The sequence below is a fragment of the Acidovorax sp. SRI_002 genome (genome assembly GCF_057586455.1).
In genome coordinates this window covers 120,825-144,782 of record NZ_JBYCZW010000010.1, presented here as the reverse complement: position 1 = coordinate 144,782, position 23,958 = coordinate 120,825, and the positions used below count along the sequence as shown (strand labels likewise).

General features: G+C 61.8%; 20 protein-coding genes and 1 pseudogene. 13 read left to right on the top strand and 8 right to left on the bottom strand.

The features are described from left to right. Positions 1-209: 209 nt before the first annotated feature. The gene (locus tag AC2YJX_RS24440) at positions 210-344 is read left to right on the top strand and encodes a hypothetical protein (RefSeq protein WP_487257577.1); all 135 of its coding nucleotides are present in this window, start codon (positions 210-212) and stop codon (positions 342-344) included. On the opposite strand, the gene AC2YJX_RS24435 is transcribed toward AC2YJX_RS24440, so the two are convergent. Both AC2YJX_RS24435 and AC2YJX_RS24430 read right to left on the bottom strand, forming a co-directional pair. Beyond that, positions 303-812, bottom strand: a complete 510-nt coding sequence (locus AC2YJX_RS24435) for an HAD domain-containing protein (RefSeq protein WP_487257573.1) — start codon at positions 810-812, stop codon at positions 303-305. The genes AC2YJX_RS24440 and AC2YJX_RS24435 overlap by 42 nt on opposite strands. 13 nt (positions 813-825) lie before the next feature. Further along, complete coding sequence (locus AC2YJX_RS24430) at positions 826-1,347, bottom strand: hypothetical protein (RefSeq protein WP_487257519.1); 522 nt, start codon at positions 1,345-1,347, stop codon at positions 826-828. A gap of 66 nt (positions 1,348-1,413) precedes the next feature. On the opposite strand from AC2YJX_RS24430, the gene AC2YJX_RS24425 reads away from it, so the two are divergent. Then, positions 1,414-1,716: a helix-turn-helix domain-containing protein gene (locus tag AC2YJX_RS24425; RefSeq protein ID WP_487257518.1), complete on the top strand. Its 303-nt coding sequence runs from the start codon at positions 1,414-1,416 to the stop codon at positions 1,714-1,716. Between the two features lie 439 nt (positions 1,717-2,155). Here AC2YJX_RS24425 and AC2YJX_RS24420 read toward each other — a convergent pair. Further along, a pseudogene (locus AC2YJX_RS24420) lies at positions 2,156-2,986 on the bottom strand (MFS transporter); the annotation flags it as partial. Between the two features lie 583 nt (positions 2,987-3,569). Between AC2YJX_RS24420 and hsdR the strand changes: the two are divergent. From hsdR to AC2YJX_RS24380, 8 genes are all read left to right on the top strand, one after another. Next, the gene (gene hsdR, locus AC2YJX_RS24415; RefSeq protein WP_487257517.1) at positions 3,570-6,974 is read left to right on the top strand and encodes a type I restriction-modification system endonuclease; all 3,405 of its coding nucleotides are present in this window, start codon (positions 3,570-3,572) and stop codon (positions 6,972-6,974) included. Between the two features lie 23 nt (positions 6,975-6,997). Further along, entirely contained in the window at positions 6,998-8,581 is a 1,584-nt protein-coding gene (locus AC2YJX_RS24410; RefSeq protein WP_487257516.1) for a class I SAM-dependent DNA methyltransferase, read from the top strand. Continuing rightward, a complete protein-coding gene (locus tag AC2YJX_RS24405; protein WP_487257515.1) occupies positions 8,578-9,657 on the top strand; it encodes a PDDEXK nuclease domain-containing protein in 1,080 nt (359 codons plus the stop codon). The genes AC2YJX_RS24410 and AC2YJX_RS24405 overlap by 4 nt, the downstream gene beginning before the upstream one ends. Further along, on the top strand, positions 9,650-11,224 hold the full coding sequence (locus AC2YJX_RS24400; protein ID WP_487257514.1) for a restriction endonuclease subunit S: 1,575 nt from the start codon (positions 9,650-9,652) through the stop codon (positions 11,222-11,224). Before AC2YJX_RS24405 ends, AC2YJX_RS24400 begins: the two co-directional genes overlap by 8 nt. After that, a complete protein-coding gene (locus AC2YJX_RS24395) occupies positions 11,211-12,821 on the top strand; it encodes an AAA family ATPase (protein WP_487257513.1) in 1,611 nt (536 codons plus the stop codon). The genes AC2YJX_RS24400 and AC2YJX_RS24395 overlap by 14 nt, the downstream gene beginning before the upstream one ends. Beyond that, positions 12,805-13,659, top strand: coding sequence for an HNH endonuclease family protein (locus tag AC2YJX_RS24390; RefSeq protein ID WP_487257512.1), 855 nt, complete (start codon positions 12,805-12,807; stop codon positions 13,657-13,659). The genes AC2YJX_RS24395 and AC2YJX_RS24390 overlap by 17 nt, the downstream gene beginning before the upstream one ends. A 4-nt stretch (positions 13,660-13,663) precedes the next feature. After that, complete coding sequence (locus AC2YJX_RS24385) at positions 13,664-14,668, top strand: DUF5655 domain-containing protein (RefSeq protein ID WP_487257511.1); 1,005 nt, start codon at positions 13,664-13,666, stop codon at positions 14,666-14,668. Positions 14,669-15,004: 336 nt separating this feature from the next. Further along, positions 15,005-16,261 (top strand): Fic family protein, encoded by a 1,257-nt coding sequence (locus tag AC2YJX_RS24380; protein WP_487257510.1) that lies wholly within the window; start codon positions 15,005-15,007, stop codon positions 16,259-16,261. A gap of 132 nt (positions 16,262-16,393) precedes the next feature. Here the strand turns inward: AC2YJX_RS24380 and AC2YJX_RS24375 are convergent, their stop codons facing one another. Both AC2YJX_RS24375 and AC2YJX_RS24370 read right to left on the bottom strand, forming a co-directional pair. Then, a complete protein-coding gene (locus AC2YJX_RS24375) occupies positions 16,394-17,038 on the bottom strand; it encodes an NADPH-dependent F420 reductase (RefSeq protein ID WP_487257509.1) in 645 nt (214 codons plus the stop codon). A 115-nt stretch (positions 17,039-17,153) separates the two neighbouring features. Beyond that, the gene (locus AC2YJX_RS24370) at positions 17,154-17,990 is read right to left on the bottom strand and encodes a pirin family protein (protein ID WP_487257508.1); all 837 of its coding nucleotides are present in this window, start codon (positions 17,988-17,990) and stop codon (positions 17,154-17,156) included. 116 nt (positions 17,991-18,106) lie between these two features. Here AC2YJX_RS24370 and AC2YJX_RS24365 point away from each other — a divergent pair, with 116 nt between their 5' ends. Continuing rightward, positions 18,107-19,027, top strand: coding sequence for a LysR family transcriptional regulator (locus AC2YJX_RS24365; RefSeq protein ID WP_487257572.1), 921 nt, complete (start codon positions 18,107-18,109; stop codon positions 19,025-19,027). Between the two features lie 140 nt (positions 19,028-19,167). Then, positions 19,168-20,577, top strand: coding sequence for a DUF2130 domain-containing protein (locus AC2YJX_RS24360; protein ID WP_487257571.1), 1,410 nt, complete (start codon positions 19,168-19,170; stop codon positions 20,575-20,577). A gap of 109 nt (positions 20,578-20,686) precedes the next feature. On the opposite strand, the gene AC2YJX_RS24355 is transcribed toward AC2YJX_RS24360, so the two are convergent. After that, positions 20,687-21,286, bottom strand: coding sequence for a flavin reductase family protein (locus AC2YJX_RS24355; RefSeq protein WP_487257570.1), 600 nt, complete (start codon positions 21,284-21,286; stop codon positions 20,687-20,689). Between the two features lie 172 nt (positions 21,287-21,458). Between AC2YJX_RS24355 and AC2YJX_RS24350 the strand changes: the two genes are divergently transcribed. Then, positions 21,459-21,848 carry a VOC family protein gene (locus AC2YJX_RS24350; RefSeq protein WP_055401124.1) on the top strand — a complete coding sequence of 130 codons (390 nt, stop codon included), beginning with the start codon at positions 21,459-21,461 and terminating at the stop codon, positions 21,846-21,848. A 40-nt stretch (positions 21,849-21,888) separates the two neighbouring features. On the opposite strand, the gene AC2YJX_RS24345 is transcribed toward AC2YJX_RS24350, so the two are convergent. Then, positions 21,889-22,575, bottom strand: coding sequence for a Vgb family protein (locus AC2YJX_RS24345; RefSeq protein WP_121508925.1), 687 nt, complete (start codon positions 22,573-22,575; stop codon positions 21,889-21,891). Between the two features lie 120 nt (positions 22,576-22,695). Next, the gene (locus AC2YJX_RS24340; protein ID WP_487257507.1) at positions 22,696-23,931 is read right to left on the bottom strand and encodes a helix-turn-helix domain-containing protein; all 1,236 of its coding nucleotides are present in this window, start codon (positions 23,929-23,931) and stop codon (positions 22,696-22,698) included. Positions 23,932-23,958: the final 27 nt, after the last annotated feature.

Here is a 23,958-nt window from a genome sequence, read left to right as displayed (position 1 = left end):
GTTCGGCGGCGGGGTAAGCGCTACGGGGCGGTACTCAAAGCCACATCCGAGGGGCGGGCGGACCGGGTGATTCCGCTGTTGTCCCAAGCCGTGCTTGAGGCTCGGGCATATGCCCTTCAGTCGCGTGGATCCATAAGCGACATCAACCTTCAGGTCTTTGCGCAGCAATTGCTCTCAGCGCACGGAGAAATGGTGACTGGGCCAAATACGTGAACGTATCTACCGTAGATGCTTTTTTGGCTGCGGCGGAACATCTCAGCCTGAATGGCAATTGGGTGCAATGCGATTTGCTTGCAGCATGGCTACAAGCTGCGGAGCCGCTCAATCAGTTTCTCGGCTACTGATGTAGTTATGCCTGTCTTGCCATCCACAAGGAACAATGAGGGATTGAATGGCCGGAAAAGCCATGAGCGGTCGTCCAGCGCTAGCCACGGAAAGATTGCACGGTCATTCGCTCGCAACCATGCGCTGCACTCTGCTTCGCGCTCATAGCTCAGCATTGAACTTGGGACGTCTGCGAGACTACTAAACTTTTCAGTTACACCGACAATTCGGTGAGCGACGTTCGACGAGAACTGCGAGCGTAAGTCATCGAGCGGCACATTGAGGCGCCAAGTGCTTGTGATCACGACATCGCAATCTGAAACTTGGTGCAACACTTTCTCAAAAGCGGGTAGGCAACAAAAGTGCAGGGATTCGTGGCAATGCTCTGGGTGCAATACCCCGTCGAAATCCAAAAACAATGTGCGCAACGGGCATCCCCATCTTCTTAGCCGTTGGTTGAGCGATCGGATAATGTTTACGGATACCACATCCACAACCCGATCAAAGACTACCCTTTTGCTTCAGTGGGACAACTCCGGATCGATTTGTCGATGGCATCTTGAGCACACGGCTGTCTCGACCACCCGAGGAGAAGGGCTCGACAGGAAACTCAACAAGACAGCTTAGGCAACCCAATTCCGCGAGAGAAGTATCGAACTGCGAATGCGCGTAGTGTTTCCCAGACGCTGTCTCATACACAAAGGCTTTGTAGCGGGGTGACTCTGGCTCCTCTGCCTCCCAAATAGCGGCAAGTTCATCGAGCATCCAGACACCTGTCTTGTTTATTTCTCCTGGTGTCATGACCCGGGCCGATGCAACGAAGTGCTCATGCTTGGTGCAGAAATTCACCAGCTCAGTGACATCGTGAACCGAACTGAGCATGCAAGTAGTTCGACCATTGAAAACTGGAACAGCTAACTCCACCAGAACGTACAACGTTCTATCTTCCAACGTACTGATTGGAATGGGCAGGCCCTGGGTGCTTTCAATGACGCCCTTGACCGAGGCATAAACGGAAATCATGTAAAAACTATCAAATGAACACTATAGATTGTAGTCCTATGGTGTTCATTTGACGGTAATCGGGAGATGTCCTCCCGACGTGCTCCTTCAAACCACCTGCCGATAGCGCTCAGGTCGGTTCGTACTGCGCGCGGGCTTACACAAGAGGACTTTGGCGTTGTCTCCAGCCGCACATACATGAGCGGGCTGGAGAGGGGGGTAAAGAATCCCACATTGAAGAAAGTCGATGAGATCGCTTCCGTGATGGAAGTGCATCCACTCACGCTCTTGACTTTGGCCTACTCAGATTCGATCGAAGGAAAAGATGTGCGCGAACTCCTCCAAGTGGTTCAGCAGCAGTTGACGGATCTACGAAAAAAAGGCATTTAGAAGGCGCAATAGTGCGCCCGCAAAACTGTTGACGACGACGTGCCTCCTGACCCGATGCCACTCACCCACAATCACCTTGTAGTGGGTAGTTTCCAATGTGGATCACCGTTCATTGGCCGCTGAAACCTACTTCCAAGCTTGAAGGGTCGTTGTCCAGGGAATACGAGTCTGGAAATCTGTTGCGATCGTCTTTCTCGAAGATCAGCAATTGAACTCATCCAGTAGTCGGCACCGCCCCATCAGGCGCGATCGGGATAAGGACCGCAAAGCAAGCTTGAGCACCACATTGCCCTGTACGGCGGCTCACGGGCTTAGTTTGGAGGGGCAAGTTGGGCACACAAAACGGGCCATCCGGTAAAAGTACTATCGCCGAAAGTACTCGACGGATCCTAGGAGAGAATTTTCTTCAAATACCATTGACACGTTCTATAACGCCATGCGGCATCGCCATGGCCACACAGCACGCCACGCCCGCCACACACAGCAGTAACTGCGCATGCACCGGGCGCAGGCCAAACGGGCGGCTGCGGTCCAGTGCCAAGGGGACCAAAGGTGCGAACGCAGTCGCTGGTGAAGCAGCAGCACCCAACGCAGCACCCTCTGCCGAAGGTGACGACGACGCAGGCGCCGCAGCCGCAGCTACATCCATCAACACCATCGGCGCCCGCTGGCGCATGCGCAGCGCCAACATCAGCATGCCCGCGCCACACACCAGCCCCATCAGCACATAGGTCTGGCGCCAACCAATGGCTTCGATGCCGTGCTGCACGATGGGCGGCCACAGCGCACCCGCGATGTAGTTGCCACTGGCGCAGATCGCCACCGCAATGCCGCGCCGCTTGTTCCACCACAGCGCCGTGTCGGCCATCAACGGCGCAAACGTGGCCGAACTGCCCACCAGCCCCATCAGCCCATGGGCCAGCCCAAAGATCCAGATGCTGCCCGACAGCCCCGCCCACACAAAGCCGCCACACACCGCCACCGCCCCCACGCACAGCACCGGCATCAGCCCATGGCGGTCCGCCATCCGCCCCGTCCACAGCCCGCCCAGCCCCAGGCACACCATCATCAGCGTGTAGGGCAGCGATGCGTCCGCGCGGCCTACGCCGAACTCGGCCTGCACGGCGGGCAGCACCACCGACACCACATACATGCTGCTGTTGCCCAGCACGACCAGGCCCAGGGTGGTCAGCAGGCGCCAGGCGGCAGTGGGGGAATCGATAAGGGATGCCGGGGCGGCGGTTGAGGGGGACGAAGAGGTGTTCGGCATGCGGGGCAATTTACCCCACGGGGCTGCACGGGGGCGGGCGGGGGGGAGCGCCTGAGTCGGCGGGTTGTGGCGCTGCATGACGCGGGTCGATATGGTTTTGATAGCTGCTAGCGCTTTGTAGATATGCGCTAGAGGCCAATTCAGCTTGATATTTCTGTTGCGAAACTTGCAGCACATCAGTGGCCCAGCGCACCGGCTGAATCCAACGACTTAGGTATTCAAAGGTTGCTCCCTGCCCGGTCACCACCTACAGTGCATTAACAAATGCACACATGCTTGAGCATGCGGGCGACAACGACGACAAATCCGGGAGGCAACAGACGGCATGGCGACATTGATACCAGCACTGGGCACATGCGTGTCGCGCACGACAGGTGGCGAGCGACGTATGGCAGAGGGCGAAGTGGTGTTTGCCTGGAGCTACGGCGTGGTGCTGTTGTATGCGGCGGCTACCAGAGCGACACAGAGGTTGGTTTTGGCGCGCAACGCAATACCGGGGCAGTAGACGATTTCTCAATTACCCTCTTTGGTGAAAATCGGCCTTGGCGCGCGTAGCGCGAAGTTGCCACTGACCCCAGCACCTATGCCTCAAAGTATTCAATCCAACTTCTACATGCTGCACCCCTATGAGGAGCAGTTGTGGCGCTTAGGGGCTTTGGCTGAGCGGTACTTTGCAGAAGACCCCAACACCAGCTTGCTCAAGCTGAGGCAGTTCTCAGAAATCTTGGCGCAATCTCTGGCCGCCCGGGTGGGGCTTCTGACGAATCCTGTCGAAACCCAGTATGAACTGATCCGGCGCCTGCACAACGAGGGCGCGTTGCCCAGAGAGGTCAAGCAGGTTTTCGACCAAATCCGCGTCAACGGCAACGCCGCGAACCATGCTTTGGCAGGCAATCATGCAGGAGCCCTGTCCACACTCAAGCTGTGCTGGCAACTCGCGCTGTGGTTCCATCGCACGTTCAAAGATGCCAACTACCGATCTGGCCCCTTTGTTCCGCCTCAGCCCCCTGTCAACGAAGCCGCAGAGCTGCAAGCCGAACTGGCACGGCTGAAGCAAGCGGTCGCAAGCTACCAAGCCCAACATGAGCAAACGGGTGCAGAGCTTGCGCAGACCCGAACACAGCTATCGTCGTTGAGTGAAGAGCGTGCCGTTTGGGAGCAGTTGGCCACAGAGGCTGATGCAGCCAAAGCCCGTCTGGCAGACCAACTATCTGCCCTGCAAGCCGCCGCTGTGTCTGCTCCCGCAACGCAATACGCTTCCTTGGTGCAGTCTGCCAACGTGGCTGCCACCAAAGTCCAGCTGGACGAGGCCGAAACCCGCCGCATCATCGACGCCCAGCTGCGCCAAGCTGGGTGGGAGGCCGACAGCGACACCCTGCGCTACAGCAAAGGGGCCCGCCCCGTGCGTGGCCGCAACATTGCCATCGCTGAATGGCCCTGTGACGGCTACTCCGCCGACTACGTGCTTTTTCAGGGGCTTACGCCGATCGCGGTGGTCGAGGCCAAGCGGAAGAACATCGATGTGTCAGGGGCCCTGCAGCAAGCCAAGCGCTACAGCCGCACCTTCACTGCGGGTGCGGAGGTACAACTCCACGATCGCAACTGGGGTGCGCAGTCTGAATACCGCATTCCATTCGTCTTCTCTGCCAACGGGCGCCCCTACTTGCGCCAGTTGTCTACCAAAAGCGGCATCTGGTTCTGCGACTTGCGCCACCCAGAAAACCGCAGCCAGGCGCTCGATGGTTGGTACAGCCCCGATGGGCTCAAGCATCTGCTGGCGGCAGATGAGGTCAAAGCCCACCAGCAGCTGGACAACGCCGAGTTCAACTTCGGATTTCCGCTGCGCCTGTATCAGCAAAAAGCCATCCGCGAGACCGAGAAACGCATCAGCCAGGGCCAGCGCGACATCCTGTTGGCCATGGCCACAGGCACTGGCAAAACCAAAACCTGCATTGCGCTCATCTACCGCCTGCTCAAAGCGCAGCGCTTCAAGCGCATCCTGTTTTTGGTGGACCGATCGGCATTGGGCGAGCAAGCGGCCAACGCCTTCAAAGACACCCGCATGGAGCGGCTGCAAACCTTTGCCGAAGCCTTTGGCATCAAAGAGCTGGATGCCCAGGCACCAGACGCTGACACCGCCGTCCACATTGCCACTGTGCAGGGCATGATGCGGCGCGTGCTGTTTCCTGCCGATGGCGTGGCACCACCTACGGTAGACCAATACGACTGCGTGGTGATCGACGAATGCCATCGCGGCTACACGCTGGATCGCGAGCTGTCCGACACCGAACTCAGCTTTCGCGGCTTTGAAGACTACATCTCCAAGTACCGCCGGGTGCTCGACTACTTTGATGCCGTCAAGATTGGCCTGACCGCCACCCCCGCCCTGCACACCACCGAGATCTTTGGTGCCCCGGTGTTCACCTACAGCTACCGCGAGGCCGTGGTGGATGGCTTCCTGGTGGACTACGAACCGCCCATTCAGATCTACACCGAGCTTTCTAAAGGCGGCATGCACTGGAAGGCGGGCGAAGAGGTCAAGGTCTACGACGCGCAGCGCAACCAGATCGAGCTTTTCAAAGCCCCCGACGCCATCGACCTCAACGTCGAAGACTTCAACCGCAAGGTCATCACCCGATCTTTCAATGAGGTGGTGTGCAATCACCTCGCCCAAGAGATCGACCCCACGGGCAAGCGCAAAACCCTCATCTTCTGCGTCAACACCGACCACGCCGACTTGGTGGTGGATGTGCTGAAAGCCGCTTTTGAAGTCCAGTACGGCAGCGTAGAGGACGACGCCGTCATCAAAATTACCGGCAATGCCGACAAGCCGCTGGAGCTGATTCGCCGCTTCAAAAACGAACGCCTGCCCAATGTGGCCGTGACGGTGGACCTGCTCACCACCGGGATAGACGTGCCTGAAATCTGCAACCTGGTCTTCCTGCGCCAGGTCAACAGCCGCATCTTGTTTGACCAGATGCTGGGCCGCGCTACCCGCCTGTGCGACTTTGACGGCGACCCCAAAGACAGCTTCCGCGTGTTTGACGCGGTGCGTATTTTTGAAACCATCGGCAACATGACCGCCATGCGCCCCGTGGTGGTCAACCTCAGCATCAGCTTTGCGCAGCTGGAGCAAGAAATGGTGGCCGTGCAAGACCCCGCCGCCCGCGAACTGGTGCGTGAACAGTTCCTGGCCAAGCTGCAAGTCAAAAAGCGCCACCTCGACGCTGGGGCCACGCAAGACTTTGAAACCAAGGCAGGCATGACGCCCGATGCCTTCATCCAAAAGCTGCGCACCCTGTCGGTGGATGAAATCGCCAACTGGTTCATTCAAAACCCAAGGCTGGGCGAAATACTCGACCGCAAGCGCGAAGGGCGTGGAGAGCCTGTTTTTGTCTCCGACCACCCCGATGCCCTCGCAGGCATCGAGCGCGGCTACGGCACCGCCCGCAAGCCCGAAGACTATTTGAAGGAGTTCAAGGACTTCATCACCAGCCACGGCAACGAGTTGCCCGCACTCATCACCGTGCTCACCCGCCCGCGCGACCTCACGCGCAAGCAGCTCAAAGAACTGGTGCTGGCGCTCGACCAGGCTGGCTTTACCGAAACCCGCCTAGCCACCGCCTGGCGCGAGCTCAGCAACCAGGACATTGCCGCTCGCATTATTGGCTACATCCGCCAGGCTGCCATGGGCGATGCCCTGCTGCCCTACGCCGAGCGCGTAGACCATGCCCTGCAAGACCTGCTGGCCAAACCGTTGGCAGGCAAGCCCTGGACGCAGCCCCAGCGCGACTGGCTCAAACGCATTGCCGCGCAAACCAAGGCCAACATGTTGGTAGACCGCGAAGCCCTGGACGACCCAGACCTTATATTCAAGCGCGACGGCGGGGGCTTTACCCGCCTGGACAAACTCTTCAACGGCCAGCTCCAGCCCGTGCTGGAAGCCTTTAACGATGCACTGTGGGCCGACGACCAAAAGTCCGCCTGATCGCTATTCCCCCATTCCCCTACATGACTGCAATCAACCCAGCGGCGTCAGACATCGTCGCCAAGCTTTGGAACCTGTGCAACCTGCTGCGCGACGACGGAGTGACCTACCACCAGTACGTGAGCGAGCTCACCTACCTGTTGTTCTTGCGCATGATGCAAGAGACCGGCCAGGAAGATGGCTTGGTCATCTACAAGTCCCCCAAGAAAGGCGAGCCCGCTGAAAGAATGGAAGGCACCCGCTGGGCCGACCTGATGGCCGCATCGGCCCCCGACCGGCTGGACATGTACAAAGAACTGCTACTGGACTACGGCTTGCACGGCAGTGGCAGCGTGCAGCAGATTTACGCCAACGCCAGCACCTTCATCACCAAGCCCGCCACCTTGTCCAAGCTGGTGGTAGAGATCGACAAGCTCGACTGGTACAGCGTTCAGCGCGACGACCTGGGCGACCTGTACGAAGGCCTGCTGGAGCGCAACGCCAGCGAAAAGAAAAGCGGCGCAGGCCAGTACTTCACCCCCCGCGATTTGATCGACAGCATCGTGGCTGTGATGCAGCCCACGCTGGACGACGTGATCCAGGACCCCGCCTCGGGCACCGGCGGCTTCTTGATTGCTGCCAACAACTACCTGCGCGACAAGTACCCGGTGGATGACCGCACCGAAGCCCAGCAGCGCAAATACCGCCACAGCACCTTTTACGGCATGGAGCTGGTGCAAGACACCCACCGCCTGGCCCTCATGAACATGCTGCTGCACGGCATTGAAGGCGGCATACAGTTTGGCGACACCCTGGGCGAAGAGGGCACCCACCTGCCCCAGGCCACGCTCAACCTCAGCAACCCGCCCTTTGGCACCAAAAAAGGCGGCGGCCTGCCCACCCGCACCGACTTCACCTACCCCACCACCAACAAGCAATTCTGCTTTTTGCAGCACATCTACCGCAACCTGGCCCCCGGTGGCCGCGCCGCTGTGGTGCTGCCCGACAACGTGCTGTTTGAAAGCAACGTGGGCGCAGACATACGCCGCGACCTGATGGACAAGTGCAACCTGCACACCATATTGCGCCTGCCCACCGGCATCTTCTACGCCCAGGGCGTCAAGACCAACGTGCTGTTCTTCACCCGTGGCACCACCGACAAGGGCAACACCAAAGAAGTGTGGGTGTACGACATGCGCGCCAACATGCCCCAGTTTGGCAAGCGCACCCCCTTCACCCGCGACTACTTTCGTACCGCGCCCGATGCGCCAAGCAGCACGCCCCGCGACAAGTTTGAAGACGTGTTTGGCAACGACCCCTGCGGTGGCCCCGCAGCCTTGGCGCAGCGCGTGGACACGGGCGAAGCAGGCCGCTGGCGCAAGTTCACCCGCGAGCACATCAAGGCCCGTGGCGACAACCTGGACATCAGCTGGCTCAAAGACGACAACGCCGAAACGGCTGAAGCCCAGCGTGACGAACCCGCACTGGTAGCCCGCCTGGTGATGCGTGAGCTGAGCGGTGCCATGGCCGACCTGCGCAGCCTGCTGGAAGAGCTGGGCGAAGACCCCGACGCGGCGCTGGACGACCTGCTGGCCGACGACGCCACGGCCGACGAGGCCCAGCCATGAGCCAACTGGTTACCGCAGCGGCAGCAGACGGCCTGCCCACCAACCTGCACGCCGAGCTGCGCACCCTGATCGCCAGCAGCCGCCAGCGCCTGGCCGGTGCGGTCAATGCCGAACTCACCCGCCTGTACTGGGCGGTGGGCCAACGCCTGGCCACCGAAGTGCTGGGCGGCGAACGTGCCCAGTACGGTAGCCAGCTGCTGGAGCAACTGGGCCAACAGCTCTCGCAAGAGTTTGGCCGGGGTTTTGAAGCCCGCAACCTGCGCCGCATGGTCAAGTTTGCGCAGGCATTCCCCAGTGCAGAGATTGTGTCGACACTGTCGACCAAATTGAGCTGGAGCCACATGGTCGCCATCGTTGCGCTCAAAAACCCGCAAGCCCGCCAGTTTTACGCCCAGCAAGCCGCGCAAGACAGCTGGAGCGTGCGCGAGCTGACCCACCAGATCGAGCGCAAGGCGTTTGAACGCACCGAGCTGGCGGCACTGCAAGCCCCGCTCCCCGTTTTCCCCGTTCAGGCTGAGCCTGTGGAAGCCCCGAGCCTTCCCGCCCAAGTCTTCAAAGACCCGTACTTCCTCGACTTTCTGGGCCTGCGCCAGGGCCATGACGAGGCCGACCTGGAAGCCGCCATCCTGCGCCAGCTCGAAGCGTTCATCCTGGAGCTGGGCCGGGGCTTTGCGTTTGTAGAGCGGCAAAAACGCATGGTCATCGACGGGGAGGACTTCTACCTCGACCTGCTTTTCTACCACCGCCGCCTGCGCCGCCTGGTGGCCATCGAGCTGAAGCTGGGCCGCTTCAAGGCCGCGCACAAAGGCCAGATGGAGCTGTATTTGAAATGGCTGGACCAGCACGAACGCCAGAGCGGGGAGGAGGCCCCCATCGGCCTCATCCTGTGCGCCGAATCCAGCCGCGAACAGGTGGAGCTGCTGCAAATGCACAAAGACGGCATCACCGTGGCCGAATACTGGACCGAGCTGCCACCCAAGGCCGAGTTGGAACAGCACCTGCATCAAGCCCTTCTGGAAGCGCGCGAGCGGCTGGCGCGGCGGGGGGTGTTGTTGGGAGGGGGTGAGGATGAGTGATATTCCGTCCACTTGGCAATGGTCAACGATAGGCGATGTATCCGCATATATCCAGCGAGGTAAGTCGCCGAAGTACATCGATAAAAGTGATTTGCCCGTCATTAACCAGAAGTGCATCCGCTGGGAAGAGCTCCAGCTTCAGCATCTGAAATACATACATCCCGATCAATTCAGCGCATGGGATGAAGCGCGGTTCATCAAGGCAGGCGACGTTCTCTGGAACAGCACGGGCACTGGAACGGTTGGGCGTGCCTACCATGTGAAGGAGGCCGATCGCACGCCCCCTAAGGTGGTGGATTCGCATGTCACCATAGTGCGGGCAGCACCGGAATTGGATGCACGCTATTTGTTCAATTGGATTAAAGGCCCTGCGGTTCAAAGCAAGATCGAGGAAATGTGCGATGGCACAACCAATCAGATCGAACTGAGTAGAACAGCCATAGCCGCAACGGCTATTCCGATTGCGCCACGCGAAGAGCAAACCCGCATCGCCAACCAACTCGACACCCTGCTCACTCGCATCCAGTCCTGCAACGACCGCTTCGACGCCATCCCCGCCTTGCTCAAGCGGTTTCGGCAGGCGATATGCGCAGCGGCCACCATAGGCCCATGGGAGCCCTCCACAATTGGAGCCATCAGCGTAGACCTTCGCTACGGCACGTCAAAAAAATGCGACTACATCCCCACGGGAACTGGTGTGCTGCGCATTCCGAATATTGCCGATCAAGGCCGTATTGATGTCACGGATCTAAAGCGTGCCGAGTTCGATGCCAATGAGCTTCAGAAGTTGGCATTGATGGAAGGGGATCTGCTGGTCATCCGTTCGAACGGAAGTGTCGAATTGGTGGGCAAGACGGGCTTGGTAACAGAAAAGGAATCAGGCCTTCTATTTGCAGGCTACCTCATGCGGCTGAGAGTTGATCGCACGATGGCTGTCCCTGCGTTCATTCAACTTTGTTTATCCGCTCCATTGCAAAGGGAATACATCGAGCGGACCGCTAAATCCACAAGCGGAGTGAACAACCTCAATGCTGAGGAGTTGCGGTCGTTGCCGCTGCTGTTGCCGCCGCTGAGTGAGCAAACCGAAATCGTTCGCCGTGCGAAGGCCCTGCTTGCCCTGGCCGACCGTATCGAAGCCCGCGCCAACGCAGCCCGAACCCAAGCCCAACGCTTGAGCCCTTTGGTGCTGGCCAAGGCCTTTCGTGGTGAGCTGGTGCAACAAGACCCGCAAGACGAGCCCGCCAGCGCGCTGCTTGAACGCATCGTCTCGCAGCGCACTGCGCCAACCGCAAAGAAGCAACCAAAGACCCCGCGCCAAACTCGCGCCTCTCGCGCCCCCAAGGAAGCCGCAGCCGTGACCAAAAGCCGCCAAGACGAAGACGTAAAAGGCAAGCCCTACCTTGCAGACCACCTGCGCCGCTTGGGTGCGCCCACCACCGCAGAGGCGCTGTTCAGAGCGTCTGAACTGCCAATAGCCGATTTCTACAAACAACTGGCCTGGGAGGTAGCGCAAGGCCATATTGCAGACGGTGGCACCACATTGGAGGCACGCCATGCGGTTGGATAAGGTTTACATCGACGGCTTCAAGAATTTGAAGCAGTTGGAGGTGGACTTTGACGAGACCAAGCTCACCACAGTGCTCATTGGTCAAAACGGAGCGGGCAAGTCCAACCTGATTGAGGCACTGGCGCAGGTATTTGCGCATGTTGATCTGCGCAGCGCACCACTGCGCTTTAAGTTCCGCGTGACTTACCGGATACAGGCTCGAAAGGCCAAACCAGGTGAGCTGACTCAGGTGGTATTGAGCAACATGCCTGATGAGGCGGCGATTCTCATCGATGGCAAATCTGTGTCTCGGGCGGAGTTTGAACGCAACAAGTCTGAATGGTTTCCGGACTTGGTGCTTGGCTACTGCTCAGGAACTGAAAAGCGGCTTGAACAAGTGTTCGACCGTCACCAGAGTAATTACTACAAGGCTGTTGCGCGCAACAATGATGAAGAAGCGTGCTATCAGGCGCTTCTGGTACGTCGGCTTTTTTACTGCCGTCATGTTCATGGGGTGATGGCCCTGCTGGCGCAATTTGCCTTCCCGGATCAAGCAGCGGATGTGTTGCTCAAAGATATTGTTCGCATTACCGGGTTTCACTCTGCATTGGCGGTGTTTCGGGAGCCATGGTATGCAAAGGGTGGACGCAGCAAGAAGCAAGAGGATGCTGAGAACTTTTGGGGCGCTGATGGTCCCGCCGGAAGAGCCGCACGGCTGCTGCGGTCCATGGCTTTTCATCCCTTTGGACTGACGGGTAACGCTGTTGACGACTATCGCGACAAGCGCCAGGAAGAAGCGCAGTTCGCCACGTTCTTGCCGAACCAATCCGTCATTCCGCTTTTGCGAGAGGCCTACAGCGATGACGCTGATATGTTCTACGCGTTGGAGTCCTTGGACGTTTCTGATCTAGTGCGAAGTTTGAATGTGTGGGTGACACGGGATAACGATGCCAGCGGAGACATCGAGTACAGCGACCTTTCAGACGGCGAGCGTCAACTGCTCATGGTGATGGGCTTGTTGCGTATCGCTCGGGGCAAGCGAGTGCTCTTTTTGCTGGATGAGCCGGACACTCACTTGAATCCGCATTGGCAGCTCAGGTACTTGCGCCTCATTGAGCAATGGACTGGTACTGCGGCGGATGCGGAGAACTGCCACATTTTGTTGACTTCGCATAACCCGCTAACTATCGCGGGTCTGGAACGGAGTGAGGTTCGCGTTCTGCATACTGACAAGGCAACGAATCAAGTATTGGCTTCACCACCATTCGTTGACCCCAAAGGTTTAGGTATTGGCGGGGTGCTTACAGATATTTTTGGCATGCCGAGCACTTTGGACGAGCCGACCCAAGTACTTATCGACAAACGCAATAAGTTGGCCCGGCTTAAGCAGTTGAGTACGGCTCAGGCCCAGCAACTGGAGAGGATCAGCGAAGAATTGAGCAAGCTTGGCTTCATGTACGAAGAGCGAGACGAGCTATATCGAGAGTTCTTGCGCAAGTTGGATGATGTTGAATTGGCAGATACAGAACCTCTCACCCCCGAACAGCTGGCGCAGCGCGATGAAACCACTCGTGAGTTGGTTGAGCAACTTCTGAAAAGCGATGATCTACGTTTATAGGAATTGGGCACTGATCCCGCAGCAGATCAAAGACGACCTCAAGCAAGCTGCTGCCGATCTAGACGCCATTGAGGGCGTGGAGGCCCGTAAGGCTTACATCAAGGCAAATCAAGCTAGGTGGTCTGCGGTACGTGATTATTTGGGCCAAATGTCTCACCGTAAGTGTTGGTACTCTGAGGCGCCGGAGAGCGTATCGCGCTACCAAGTCGACCACTTCCGACCTCATGGTCGAGCAAAGCAAGCATTGAGAGATCTTTGCGATGGATATTCTTGGTTGGCATTTGACATCGAGAATTTCCGGTTGGCTGGCATGCTGTGCAATACGTTGAATCAGGAGTATTCCGAGGAAACGGTGGGCAAGGGAGACTGGTTTCCGCTCCTTGATCCGGAAAAGCGGGCTCATTTGAAAAATCGAGACTGCAGTGTGGAAACCCCTTTACTTCTGGACCCATCAGACCCGGACGATCCAAGCAAACTTCTGTTCAAGGACGACGGAACTGTTTGGCCGAACGATGAGTTGTCGGAAGAGGATCAAAAGTACGTAACGCTCGCGATCGAATGCTTAGGGCTGAGGCAGAGCCAACTCAATCGTGCGCGCAAGCGGGTTTGGGTCGCTTGCAACAAGCGCGCGAGACAATACAGCCGTATTGCCGCTAAGCCAAGGGGGCAACGAACGCAGGAGGAGGCGGAAATGCTTCAAGAACTAGCGGGCGAGTTGATAGCTATGGGCAAGTCCAACAGCCCATTCGCGGCGGTTGCCCGTACCTGCCTGATCGCAAACCGATTGGCTAGGTTCATCGTCGCGGACGAACTGCTGCACTTAGCTGATCAAGAGTAGAGGCATGAGCGACATCAAACTCTTCCGCCTCACCAACGGCACCGCCACCGAGCTGCAAGGCAGCGCCTCCGATCTGGAAAAGCCCCTGCAAACGCTGATTGAAGCCAACCTGCAGCCCTTGCTCAACATTCGCTTTATCGCCACCGAGCATTCCACCGGCAAAACGCACGGCGGGCGCATTGATTCGTTGGGCTTGGATGAAAACAACTGCCCCGTGATCCTGGAATACAAGCGGTCGGTGGGCGAGAACGTCATCAACCAGGGCCTGTTCTACCTGGACTGGCTGCTGGACCATAAGGCCGAGTTCAAGCTGCTCGTGCTGGACAAGCTGGGCGCTGCTGCCGCCGATGCCATTGACTGGAGCGCGCCCCGCGTGGTGTGCATTGCGGCGGACTTCACCAAGTACGACGGCCACGCGGTGCAGCAGATTGGCCGCAACATTGAGCTGATTCGCTACCGGCAGTTTGGCGGCGACCTGCTGCTGCTGGAATCGGTCAATGCGGGCAGCGACGCGGGCAGCAAGGCCACCACGGCCAAACCGCCCAAGGCCACGCTCAGCAAGCCCGATATGGCGGCTACTGTGGCGGCCACGGCGGTGCCTGCTGTGGCCGACCTCATCGGCACCAAAGGCACGGGGCCTGACAAGTCGTTTGCCGAGCTGCTGGTGAATTTGCCAGAGCCCATGCAGTTGCTGCTGGCTTCGTTAGAGGGCTACACGCTGTCGCTGGGCGACGATGTGCAGCGCAAAGAACTGCGCTTGTACCTGGCCTTCAAGCGCCTCAAAAACTTTGCCACGGTGGTGTTGCACCGCAAAAACTGCCTGGTGCTGTACCTGCATGTAGACCCCGCCACCGCCTTGCCGGTGCTGCCCAACGCGCGCGACGTGACGAACATCGGGCACTGGGGCACAGGCAACCTGGAAGTGACGCTCTCGACCCAGGCTGATCTGGATGCGGCGAAGCCGTTCATCATGGCGGCGTATGAGGGGCGGGGCGCTGCGGGGCAATGATTTGCTTCTGTTTTGATAGCTGGTTGCGCTTGTCTATCAAGCGCTAGCGGCTAATTTCATCCCAAGCCCGTGTGTTTCTCGCTACCTATTGAGCGAATCGGCTCCTATCCTCGGCCTCTGCCACCTCACCTTTACCGCCGGCAACGGGCCTGGGCGCGCTAGACGCGCGGTCGGTCTACGACAGCCAGGGCTGCAACGTTCTCCCTCTCACCCGACAAGTTTGTGCTGCTGGGTGGGCTGTGGCGGGCCTTGAAACGCATTTGGATGGTTTGCTGTTGAGCCGTATTTTCGGAAATACGCCTCATTTTTTGATTCGTATCGCGCAAAATACGCGTCATGCCTTCTTCTCCAAAGCCCGCATCCCCTCGCTATATCTGGCAGCACCGCGCATGGCCGCAGCTCACGTTGGATGCCGCCGCGCTGGCCCCCGCGTTGGAGCAAGCCCGGCTGGAGCAGGGGCGGTTGCTGGGGCTGCTGAGCGCCATTGGGTTGGAGCAGGCCAACGTGGTGCAGCGCGAGTTGTGGGTGCAAGAGGCGCTGGCCACGGCCGCCATTGAGGGCGAGCAGCTCAATGTCGAATCGCTGCGCTCGTCGGTGGCGCACCGGCTGGCGTTGGCCGATGCGCCGGGGGCGGACCGGTCTGCCGACGGCTTGGTGCAGGTAATGCAAGACGCCTTGACCAACCACGGTGCCGTGTTGGATTTGGACCGGCTGTGCCGCTGGCAGTCGGCGCTGTTTCCGGGTGGCACGTCGGGCATCACACGCATTGCGGTGGGGCGGGTGCGCGACCATGCCGATGCCATGCAGATCGTGAGCGGCGCCTTGGGGCGCGAGGTGGTGCATTACGAGGCGTCGCCCTCTGCGCAGGTCACTGCCGAGATGGAGCGCTTTTTGGCCTGGTTTGAAGATATGCGCCCCGCTGGCACCGCCACTGCAGGCGTGGCCACAACGGGCTCCGCAAATGGCATTGCCCGCGCGGCGCTGGTGCATTTGTGGTTTGAGTCGATCCACCCTTTTGAGGATGGCAATGGCCGCCTGGGTCGCGCTTTGGCCGACATGGCGCTGGCGCAAGACATGGTGGCGCAAGACCCCCAGGCCAGCCCGGCGCTGGTGCGGGTGTATGGCCTGGCGCACCAGATGCTGAAAACCCGCGCTGCCTATTACGACGCGCTGAACCATGTGCAGCGCTTGCGCGGTGTGGCACCGGATGCCGATGCGATAGACGCCACGCTCTGGGTGCAGTGGTTTGTGCAAGCGTTTACCCGCGCCTGCGTGGCCAGCCAAGCCGTGGTGCGGGATGCGGCCGACAAAGCACAGTTTCGCCTGCGGGCGGCGCAGTGCCAGACCAATGAGCGCCAGCGCAAGGTGCTGGAGCGCCTGCTGGAGGCAGGGCACGTAGGCACGGGTGGCGGATTTCTGGGTGGCATGACCAATGAGAAGTACGCCAAGATCACCGGCGCATCCAAAGCCACCGCCACGCGCGACCTGAGCGATCTGCTGGCCTACGGCTTGCTGCGCGTAGAGGGGGTGGGCAAGGCCACGCGCTACGCGGTGAACGTGCCGGGCTGGGAGCAGCCTGCGCTGAAGTCCTGAGAAGCTGAGTGCCGGGGGCATTCCTGGAATTGGTCGTTGTTCCGGAATTTCGGACTGCCGCAGACCCCAGGCACTCTGCGTTTGGCAAGGTGAGTCTGGAGCTCTGAAAGTGCCTTGTCAGGCACCCTTGGCTCAGATCTTGATGAACTGCGTGCTCGACAGCGCGCCAAACGGCAGCTCTGACAACCGCCCGCCCACGGCCAGCGTGCCCAGGTCTACCGGGAAGTAGCCGATGGCGTCCAGCACCTTGCGCACTTCGGCCTTGGCGGCGGCATCGTCGCCCGCATAGAACATGGCGCGCTGGCCGCCAGACACTTGGGGCTGCGCCAGCACGTTCACGTCCAGGTGGTTGAACGCCTTGACCACGCGGGCGCCCGGCACGAATTCGCTGAACACTTCGCTGGACGAGCGCCCGCCCAGGTCGATGGCCTTGATGCCGTAGGCCGCCAGCGGGTTGGTGGGGTCTTGGGCGTCGGGCGAGTTGGGGTCCAGAAACGCCACAGGGTTGGTGCCGTCGATGACGATGCGGCCGTTCCACGCGGGCAGGCCGCCCAGGGCCTGGCCCAGGTCTTCCCAGCGGACGGCGATGAGCACGATGTCTGCGGCGGCAGCTTCTGCCACAGTGCCCGCCTTGATGGTGGGGCCCAGTTCGGCCACCAGCGCGGCCAATGATTCCGGACCGCGCCGGGTGGAGAGGGTGGCCGACAGGCCTTTGCTGGCCAATGCGCGCGCCACGTTAGAGCCGAGTGCGCCTGAGCCGATGATGCCGATGTTCATGGTGTTTTCCTTGGTCAATGAGTGAAGTGGGTGGTGGGAAAGGGAACAGGGAGAGGAAAGTGGCAAGGGGTAAAACGAAAGCGTTTCTGCCTGCAGGTGGCGCGGGTGGAGGGGGTTAGCCCAGCCGCCCGGCCTGGCGCAGTTGCGTGGCAATGCGCCGGATTTCTGTGGTGCCCTGCCGCAGTGCTGCCTGGCTGGTGTGCACGGAGTAAGTCCCCATGACCAGCTCATGCGGGTGCGGCACGGCAGAGCCCAGCACGAAGCTGGTGGCTTCGGTGGCCACAAAGTCGATGCTTTGGTGGGTGGGCTCAAACGCCACCAGCTCGCCTGCCGCAATGGGTTCGCCCGCCGTCAGTGCGCCAGTGGCCACTGCCGCCCACGCCACGGTGTGGCCTGGGGGCGGGGTGTAGGTCCAGAGTTCGCCCTGGGCCAACTGCACGGCCAGATAGGTCATCCCCTCGGGCGCCGCAACGGGGCTGTGCGCTGCGCCGTACTCGCCCAGCAGCACCCGCACCGGGCCCACCTGGGGCACCAGTTCGGGGGCCAGGTACTGGCTGTGGGCGGGGGCGTTCTCCAGCGCGGCGGGCAGGGCCACCCACAGCTGAAAGCCCCGGCCCGGTGTGTCGCCCACGGGGGCGCCGGTGTGCCACACGCCGTTGCCCGCCCGCATCCATTCCACACCGCCCGCAGGCAGCAGGCCCGCTTGGCCGGTGCTGTCTTCGTAGCGCACATCGCCTTCCGACAAGAACGTGACGGTCGCGATGCCCGAGTGGGGGTGCACGCCAAAGCCCTGTGGGGCTGCACCGGGCTGAAAGTGGACCAGGTCCAAAAAGATGAAGGGCTTGAGCACCTGGCCCAGGTCCCCGGGGCTCATGAGACGGGTGATGGGGCCGTGCGCGGTGCCACGGGTGCGGTGGGCGATGGCGCGGGGGGCTGTGGCGGGTGCAGACATCAAGAGAACCTTGGAGGTGTTGAACTGATGCCTGTAGCTTAAAAATTCATCGATTGATTGACTAGATGGTGCAATATGATTGAACTCGTCCATTAATTGAATGAATGAGCACGACCATGCTGGATCTGAACGACGTGGCCATCTTTGTGCAGGTGGTGCGCTGTGGCAGCTTTGCCGAGGCCGCGCGCCGCCTGGGCGTGCCGCCCAACACCCTGAGCCGCCGGGTGCAGCAGCTGGAAGCGCAGCTGGGCACCCGGCTGATGCAGCGCTCTACCCGCCATCTCACGCTTACCAGCGCGGGCCAGGTGTTTCTGGAGCGCTGCAGCGGCGCGGTAGAGGGGCTGATGGATGCGGGCGAGGAGTTGCTGGCGGTGAACCAGGAGCCCAGTGGCCTGGTGCGGGTGGCGGCACCGGCCGATTTTTTTGATTTCTTTGCGATGGAGTGGCTGACCGAGTTTCTGACAGCGCACCCCAAGGTGCGGGTGGACTTTGTACTGAGCGACGGGCGCGCCGACCTGATTGCAGACCGGATTGATGTGGCCCTTCGGGGCGGCATCCTGGAGGACTCAAGCCTCTTTGCCCGCAAGGTGCTGGATGCGGGCAACGACGGCCTGGTGGCCAGCCCGGCCTACGTGGCCCGCCAGGGCGTGCCGGACACGCTGCAAGACCTGGCAGACCACGACTGCCTGGTGTTCAGCCACCCCAGCGGCAAGGCCACCTGGCGCGTGACGGGACCGGATGGAGCGCAGGCCGAGGTGCAGGTGGCGGGCCGTTTCAGTGGCAACACGGCGCAGGCCCTGCGCAAGGCCGCGCTGGCGGGCTTGGGCATTGCACTGCTGCCCTCCACGCTAACCCAGCGCGATCTGCGCGCTGGCCTGCTGGTGCCCGTGCTCCCGCAGTACCACCGGCAGGGCCACGGCGTGCACATGGTCTACCCCAGCCGGCGCTACCTGCCCTTGGCGGTGTCTGCCTTCATGGACCTGGTGATCAGCAAGATGGGCGCGATGCAAGAACTGCCGCCGCAGACCTGCGGCTGATGCAGCATGAATCCGCTGGAGCCGTTCACGCTGAGCCTGCTGAAGCGCTGCGCGAGGCTGCGACAGGCTCCGTCTGCGCACGCTCCTGCCCGCTATGCTCCCCTACCCACTAAACACGAACAAGACACACGGTGACCGCCATGCACGACATCATCTGCCCCCACTGCAACAAGGCCTTCAAGGTGGACGAGACCGGCTACGCCGACATCCTCAAGCAGGTGCGCGACGCAGATTTCCATGCGCAGTTGCACGAGCGGCTGGAGCTGGCCGAGCAGGACAAACGCAATGCGGTGGCGCTGGCGCAGGCCCAGGTGGCCAATGAGCTGCAGAAGTCGGCAGCGGCCAAAGATGCCGAGATTCAGGCCCTGAAGGCGCAGCTGGGCGCGGGCGCGGTGGAGCGTGACCTGGCGGTGGCGCAGGCCCTGGGCGCGGTGGAGAAGCAGCGCGACGCGCTGGCCAATGAGCTGGAGCGTGCGCGGCAGGCGCAGCAGGCAGCGGACCAGTTGGCCCAAGCACGGCTGGCGCAGCAGCTGCAGGGCGTGGCCGCCCAAAAGGACGCCGAGATACAGCAGCTCAAATCACAGCTGGACGCTGCCGAGGTGGCGCGCAGGCTGGCGGTGTCCGAGGCAGTCACCGTGGTGGCGCGAGAGCGCGACGAACTCAAGAACGACCTGAACCTGGTGGTGGTGAAAAAGCAGCTGGAGGAAAACGCCATCAAGGAGCAGTACGCCTTGCAGCTGCGCGACCGTGACGGCGAGATTGCGCGGCTGCGGGACATGAAGGCGCGCCTGTCGACCAAGATGGTGGGCGAGACGCTGGAACAGCACTGCGAGACGGAGTTCAACCGCATCCGCGCCACGGCGTTTCCCCGCGCCTACTTTGAGAAGGACAACGACGCGCGCAGCGGCAGCAAGGGCGACTACATCTTTCGCGATGCGGACGAGGCGGGCAACGAGATCGTCTCGATCATGTTCGAGATGAAGAACGAGAGCGACGAGACGGCCACGAAGAAGCGCAATGAAGATTTCTTGAAAGAGCTGGACAAGGACCGCACTGAAAAGGGCTGCGAGTACGCGGTGCTGGTGTCGCTGCTGGAGCCTGAGAGCGAGCTGTACAACACCGGCATCGTGGACATGTTCTACCGCTACCCCAAGATGTACGTGGTGCGCCCGCAGTTCTTTATCCCCATCATCACGCTGCTGCGCAACGCTGCGATGAAGTCGCTGCAGTACAAGTCGGAGCTGGCGCTGGTGAAGGCGCAGAACCTGGACATCACCAAGTTCGAATCGCAACTGGAGGAGTTCAAGGGCGCGTTTGGGCGCAACTGGCGCCTGGCGTCAGATGGGTTTGAGGAGGCCGTGCGGCGCATTGACGAGGCCATCAAGGACCTGGAGAAGACCAAGGAGGCGCTGCACAAGTCGGCCAACAATTTGCGCCTGGCCAACGACAAGGCCGAAGACCTCACGATCAAGAAGCTCACACGCGGCAACCCGACGATGGCGGCCAAGTTTGCAGAGCTCAAGCAGGTGGGGCTTTTGGACGGGGAGTAATGTGGAGCAAGGCGGGAGCTGAGATCGCAACCCAGTAGAAACAATGCTCGTGTTTCTCAAACCAGCCGCCGCCCTCTCCCACGATGGGCGACGCGCACGGGCACCAGGCTCATACCGTCACCGAAGCCCCCGTCGCATAAAACTGCCCACCCGCCACGTAATGCAGCGTGCGCAGCGCATCGGGCGCGGTGTCGAACTTCCAGTGCCCGTTGCGGAACACGCGCTCGTCCGCCCAGGCGGCCACCACCTCGCCGATGAACAGGTCGTAGGTCTGCTGGTTGTGGGGCTCGGGGATGACGCGGCACAGCAGCCAGGCGGCGCAGCCCTGTACCAGCGGGGTGGCATGGCCAGGGGCGTGGAACAGCTCCACGCCGTGCTGCTGCAGTTTGTGGGGGTGGGTCTTGGCGCTGTCGGTGCCAAGGGCTACGGTCATCGCCGCCATGGGCAGGGTGGGCAACTGCAATGCGAACTCGCCACTGGCTTCCACCAGCTCGCGCGTGCGCGTCGCTTTGTCGAGCACCACTGTCACCTTGGGCGGTGCAAAGTCCAGCGCACAGGCCCACGATGCGGCCATCACGTTGTGCAGGCCTGCATGCTCTGCCGACACCAGCACCGTGGGGCCGTGGTTGAGCAGGCGGTAGGCTTTGTCGAGGGGGACGGGGGCGATGTGGGGGCTCAGGGGCGAATGTTGTGGTCCGGGGTTGCTCATGATTTCATAGCTGGTGGCGCTTGTTGGATAAGCGGTAGATGGCATTTTGATCTGAAACCAGACTGCCGTGTGTGGCCGTGTCGCCAGCGTGCGCGCCGGGTGGGTGCAGGGCCGGTAACATCCCCGGGCCTATCAACCACTGCCCCCGGGGGCACTACGGAGACAAGAAGCTATGTTCAGTCATGTGATGGTCGGTGTGAACGATCTGGAGGTGTCCCGGAAGTTCTACGACGCGCTGCTCGGCACCATCGGTGTGCCCCCGGGTGTCGCCAACAAAAACCGGTATTTCTACCGGGGCCCCACCGGCACCTTCTGCATCAGCACCCCCATCAATGGCGAGCCCGCCACCTTTGCCAATGGCGGCACCATCGGCTTTGCCATGCAGTCGCCCGAGCAGGCCGATGCTTTCCACGCGGCCGGTGTGGCCAACGGTGGCACCACCTGCGAAGACCCACCGGGCTACCGTGAAGGCCCTGGCGGCAAGCTCTACCTGGCATACCTGCGCGACCCGGACGGCAACAAGATCTGCGCGTTGCACCGCCCACCCAAGCCAGCGGCGTGACGGCCGGGCCGACCGGCTCAGCGCATCGGTTTTCTGATCTTCAAGCGGGCGTGTGTGCGCCGGGCCGACGCACGGCGCGCACCTTGCCGCTGCCGCCACCACCGCAGTAGAACAGCCCGGCCCCATCCGATTCGAGCCCGCTCACACCCACGCCTTGCGGCATATCGAGCTGCTGCAGCACGGCGCCGCTCGTGGGGTCGATGTGGCGCAGGGTGCTTTCTTCGCCCTCCCAGGTGCCGTGCCACAACTCGCCGTCCACCCAGGTCACACCGGTCACAAACCGGTTGGATTCGATGGTGCGGCGGATCGCACCCGTGGACGGGTCGATCTGGTGGATCTTGCGGTCACGGTACTGGCCTACCCACAGGCTGCCTTCGGCCCAGGTCAGGCCTGAATCGTTGCCGCCGCCCGGTGCGGGGATGGTGGCCACCACCTGGCCCGTGGCGGGGTCGATCTTGTCGATGCGTGATTCGGCGATCTGGTACAGGTGCGTGCCGTCAAACGCGGTGCCTGCGTCGCACACCACGTTGAGCGTGCGGGTGGTGGCGCCGCTGGCCGGGTCAAAACCCACCAGGTGTTCGCCCGTGGCGGCCCACACCCGCTGGCCATCGTGCGTCACGCCGTGGATGGTGCTGGCGCCGCCAAACGGGCCGTATTCGCGCACCACCTCGGCGGGCTGGCGGGCCGCAATGGGCAGGTGTTTGGTGGACGGCGGGGTGCCCGCCATGTCGCTGCTGCAGGCGGTGTCGTGGGTGGCGGTAGGGGTGGCTGTGGTCATCGCGGTAGCTCCTAAGGGTAGGTACCCGGTGCACGGCAAGGGCGCTGTGCGTTGGGCGGTGAAGCCACTTTAGGCAATCGGCTGCGCGGTGGGGAGTAACAAGATCGTCGTGAATCCCACCAGGGGCGCGGCCAGCCAGCGGCGTGCGCGCCCCTGGCCGATGGCGCGCACGCGGCCGGTAGCTTCCAGTTCAGCCAGCGCGCGCTGCACGGTGCGCTGGCTGTCGCCCAGGGCCAGCGCCAGGGCGGATGTGGACCATGCCGCGCCGTCGGCCAGCAGCGCCACCAGCGCGCCTTGCTCGCCCTCCACCGGCGGGGCCAGCACGGCCACAGTGCGTCCGCCGTGGGGCCGGAGCACAAAGCCGCGCGGCGTGGCCTCCACCCCGGCCAGCGGAGCGATGAGGGCGCGCAGGCGGCCGATTTCCACCCGCAGGCGGGCGCGGTGGGTTTCGTCGGGGTGGCGGGTGCGGAACACGTTGGCGATCAAGGCTTCGCGGTCCACGCCGCCCGGCCACGCGGTAGCCAGCGCGCGCACCAGCGCAAACAGCACAGGGCGGCGTGCCAGCGGGTGCCACACCTCGCCCGCGCGCACGCCGTGGCGACAGGCGTCCACGACCCACAGCGTGGGGGACGCCAGCAGCGCGGCCACGTCGTCCAGCCGCAGCGTGTGCTCGGCGCCATTCGCAAGGCAGCGCGCAGCGGGCTGTTGGAGCAACGCATGGGCCTGTGCCACCTCGGTCAGCAGCGCGGGCACGCCGGATTGGGCGGCAGCCTGTTGCGCGCGTTGCAGGGCGGTGCGCGCTGCGCCGATGTGCAGTGACCGCAGGGCCAGCTCTGCGGCGGCAAGTTCGGCCACCGCGACAAGGGAAGGGGGCAGTCGCGTTGTGGCGTCGGTGGTGGGAGCGCCTGCCAGCGCAGCCGATGCTTCGTCCAGCTTGCCCAGCAGGATCAGCGTGCGCGCTGCCACCAACCGTGCCTGCAGCGCATTGGCGATGTCGTCGTGGGCCTGCAGCGTAGCCCCTGCCGACATCAGCGCCTGCGCTCGCCCGCCCAGGTCGCGTTGGGCCAGGGCCACTTCAGCCTCGGCCACCACACAGCGGGCGCGGGCCACGGGCTCGCGCGTGCCAAAGCCGCGTGCGGCGCGGCGCAGCAGATCGCGGGCGCGCGGGTGCTCGCCCAGCTGGGCCATGGCAATGCCGCGCAGGGCCAGGGCCGGTGGGTCGTCGCGCAGGGCCACGCGCTGCAGGGCGGCCAGGGCGTCGCCTGCGGCCAGCGCGCGGGCGGCGGCGGAGATCAGCGAATCCATGGCGACAGACTACCGCAGCGTGCTGCT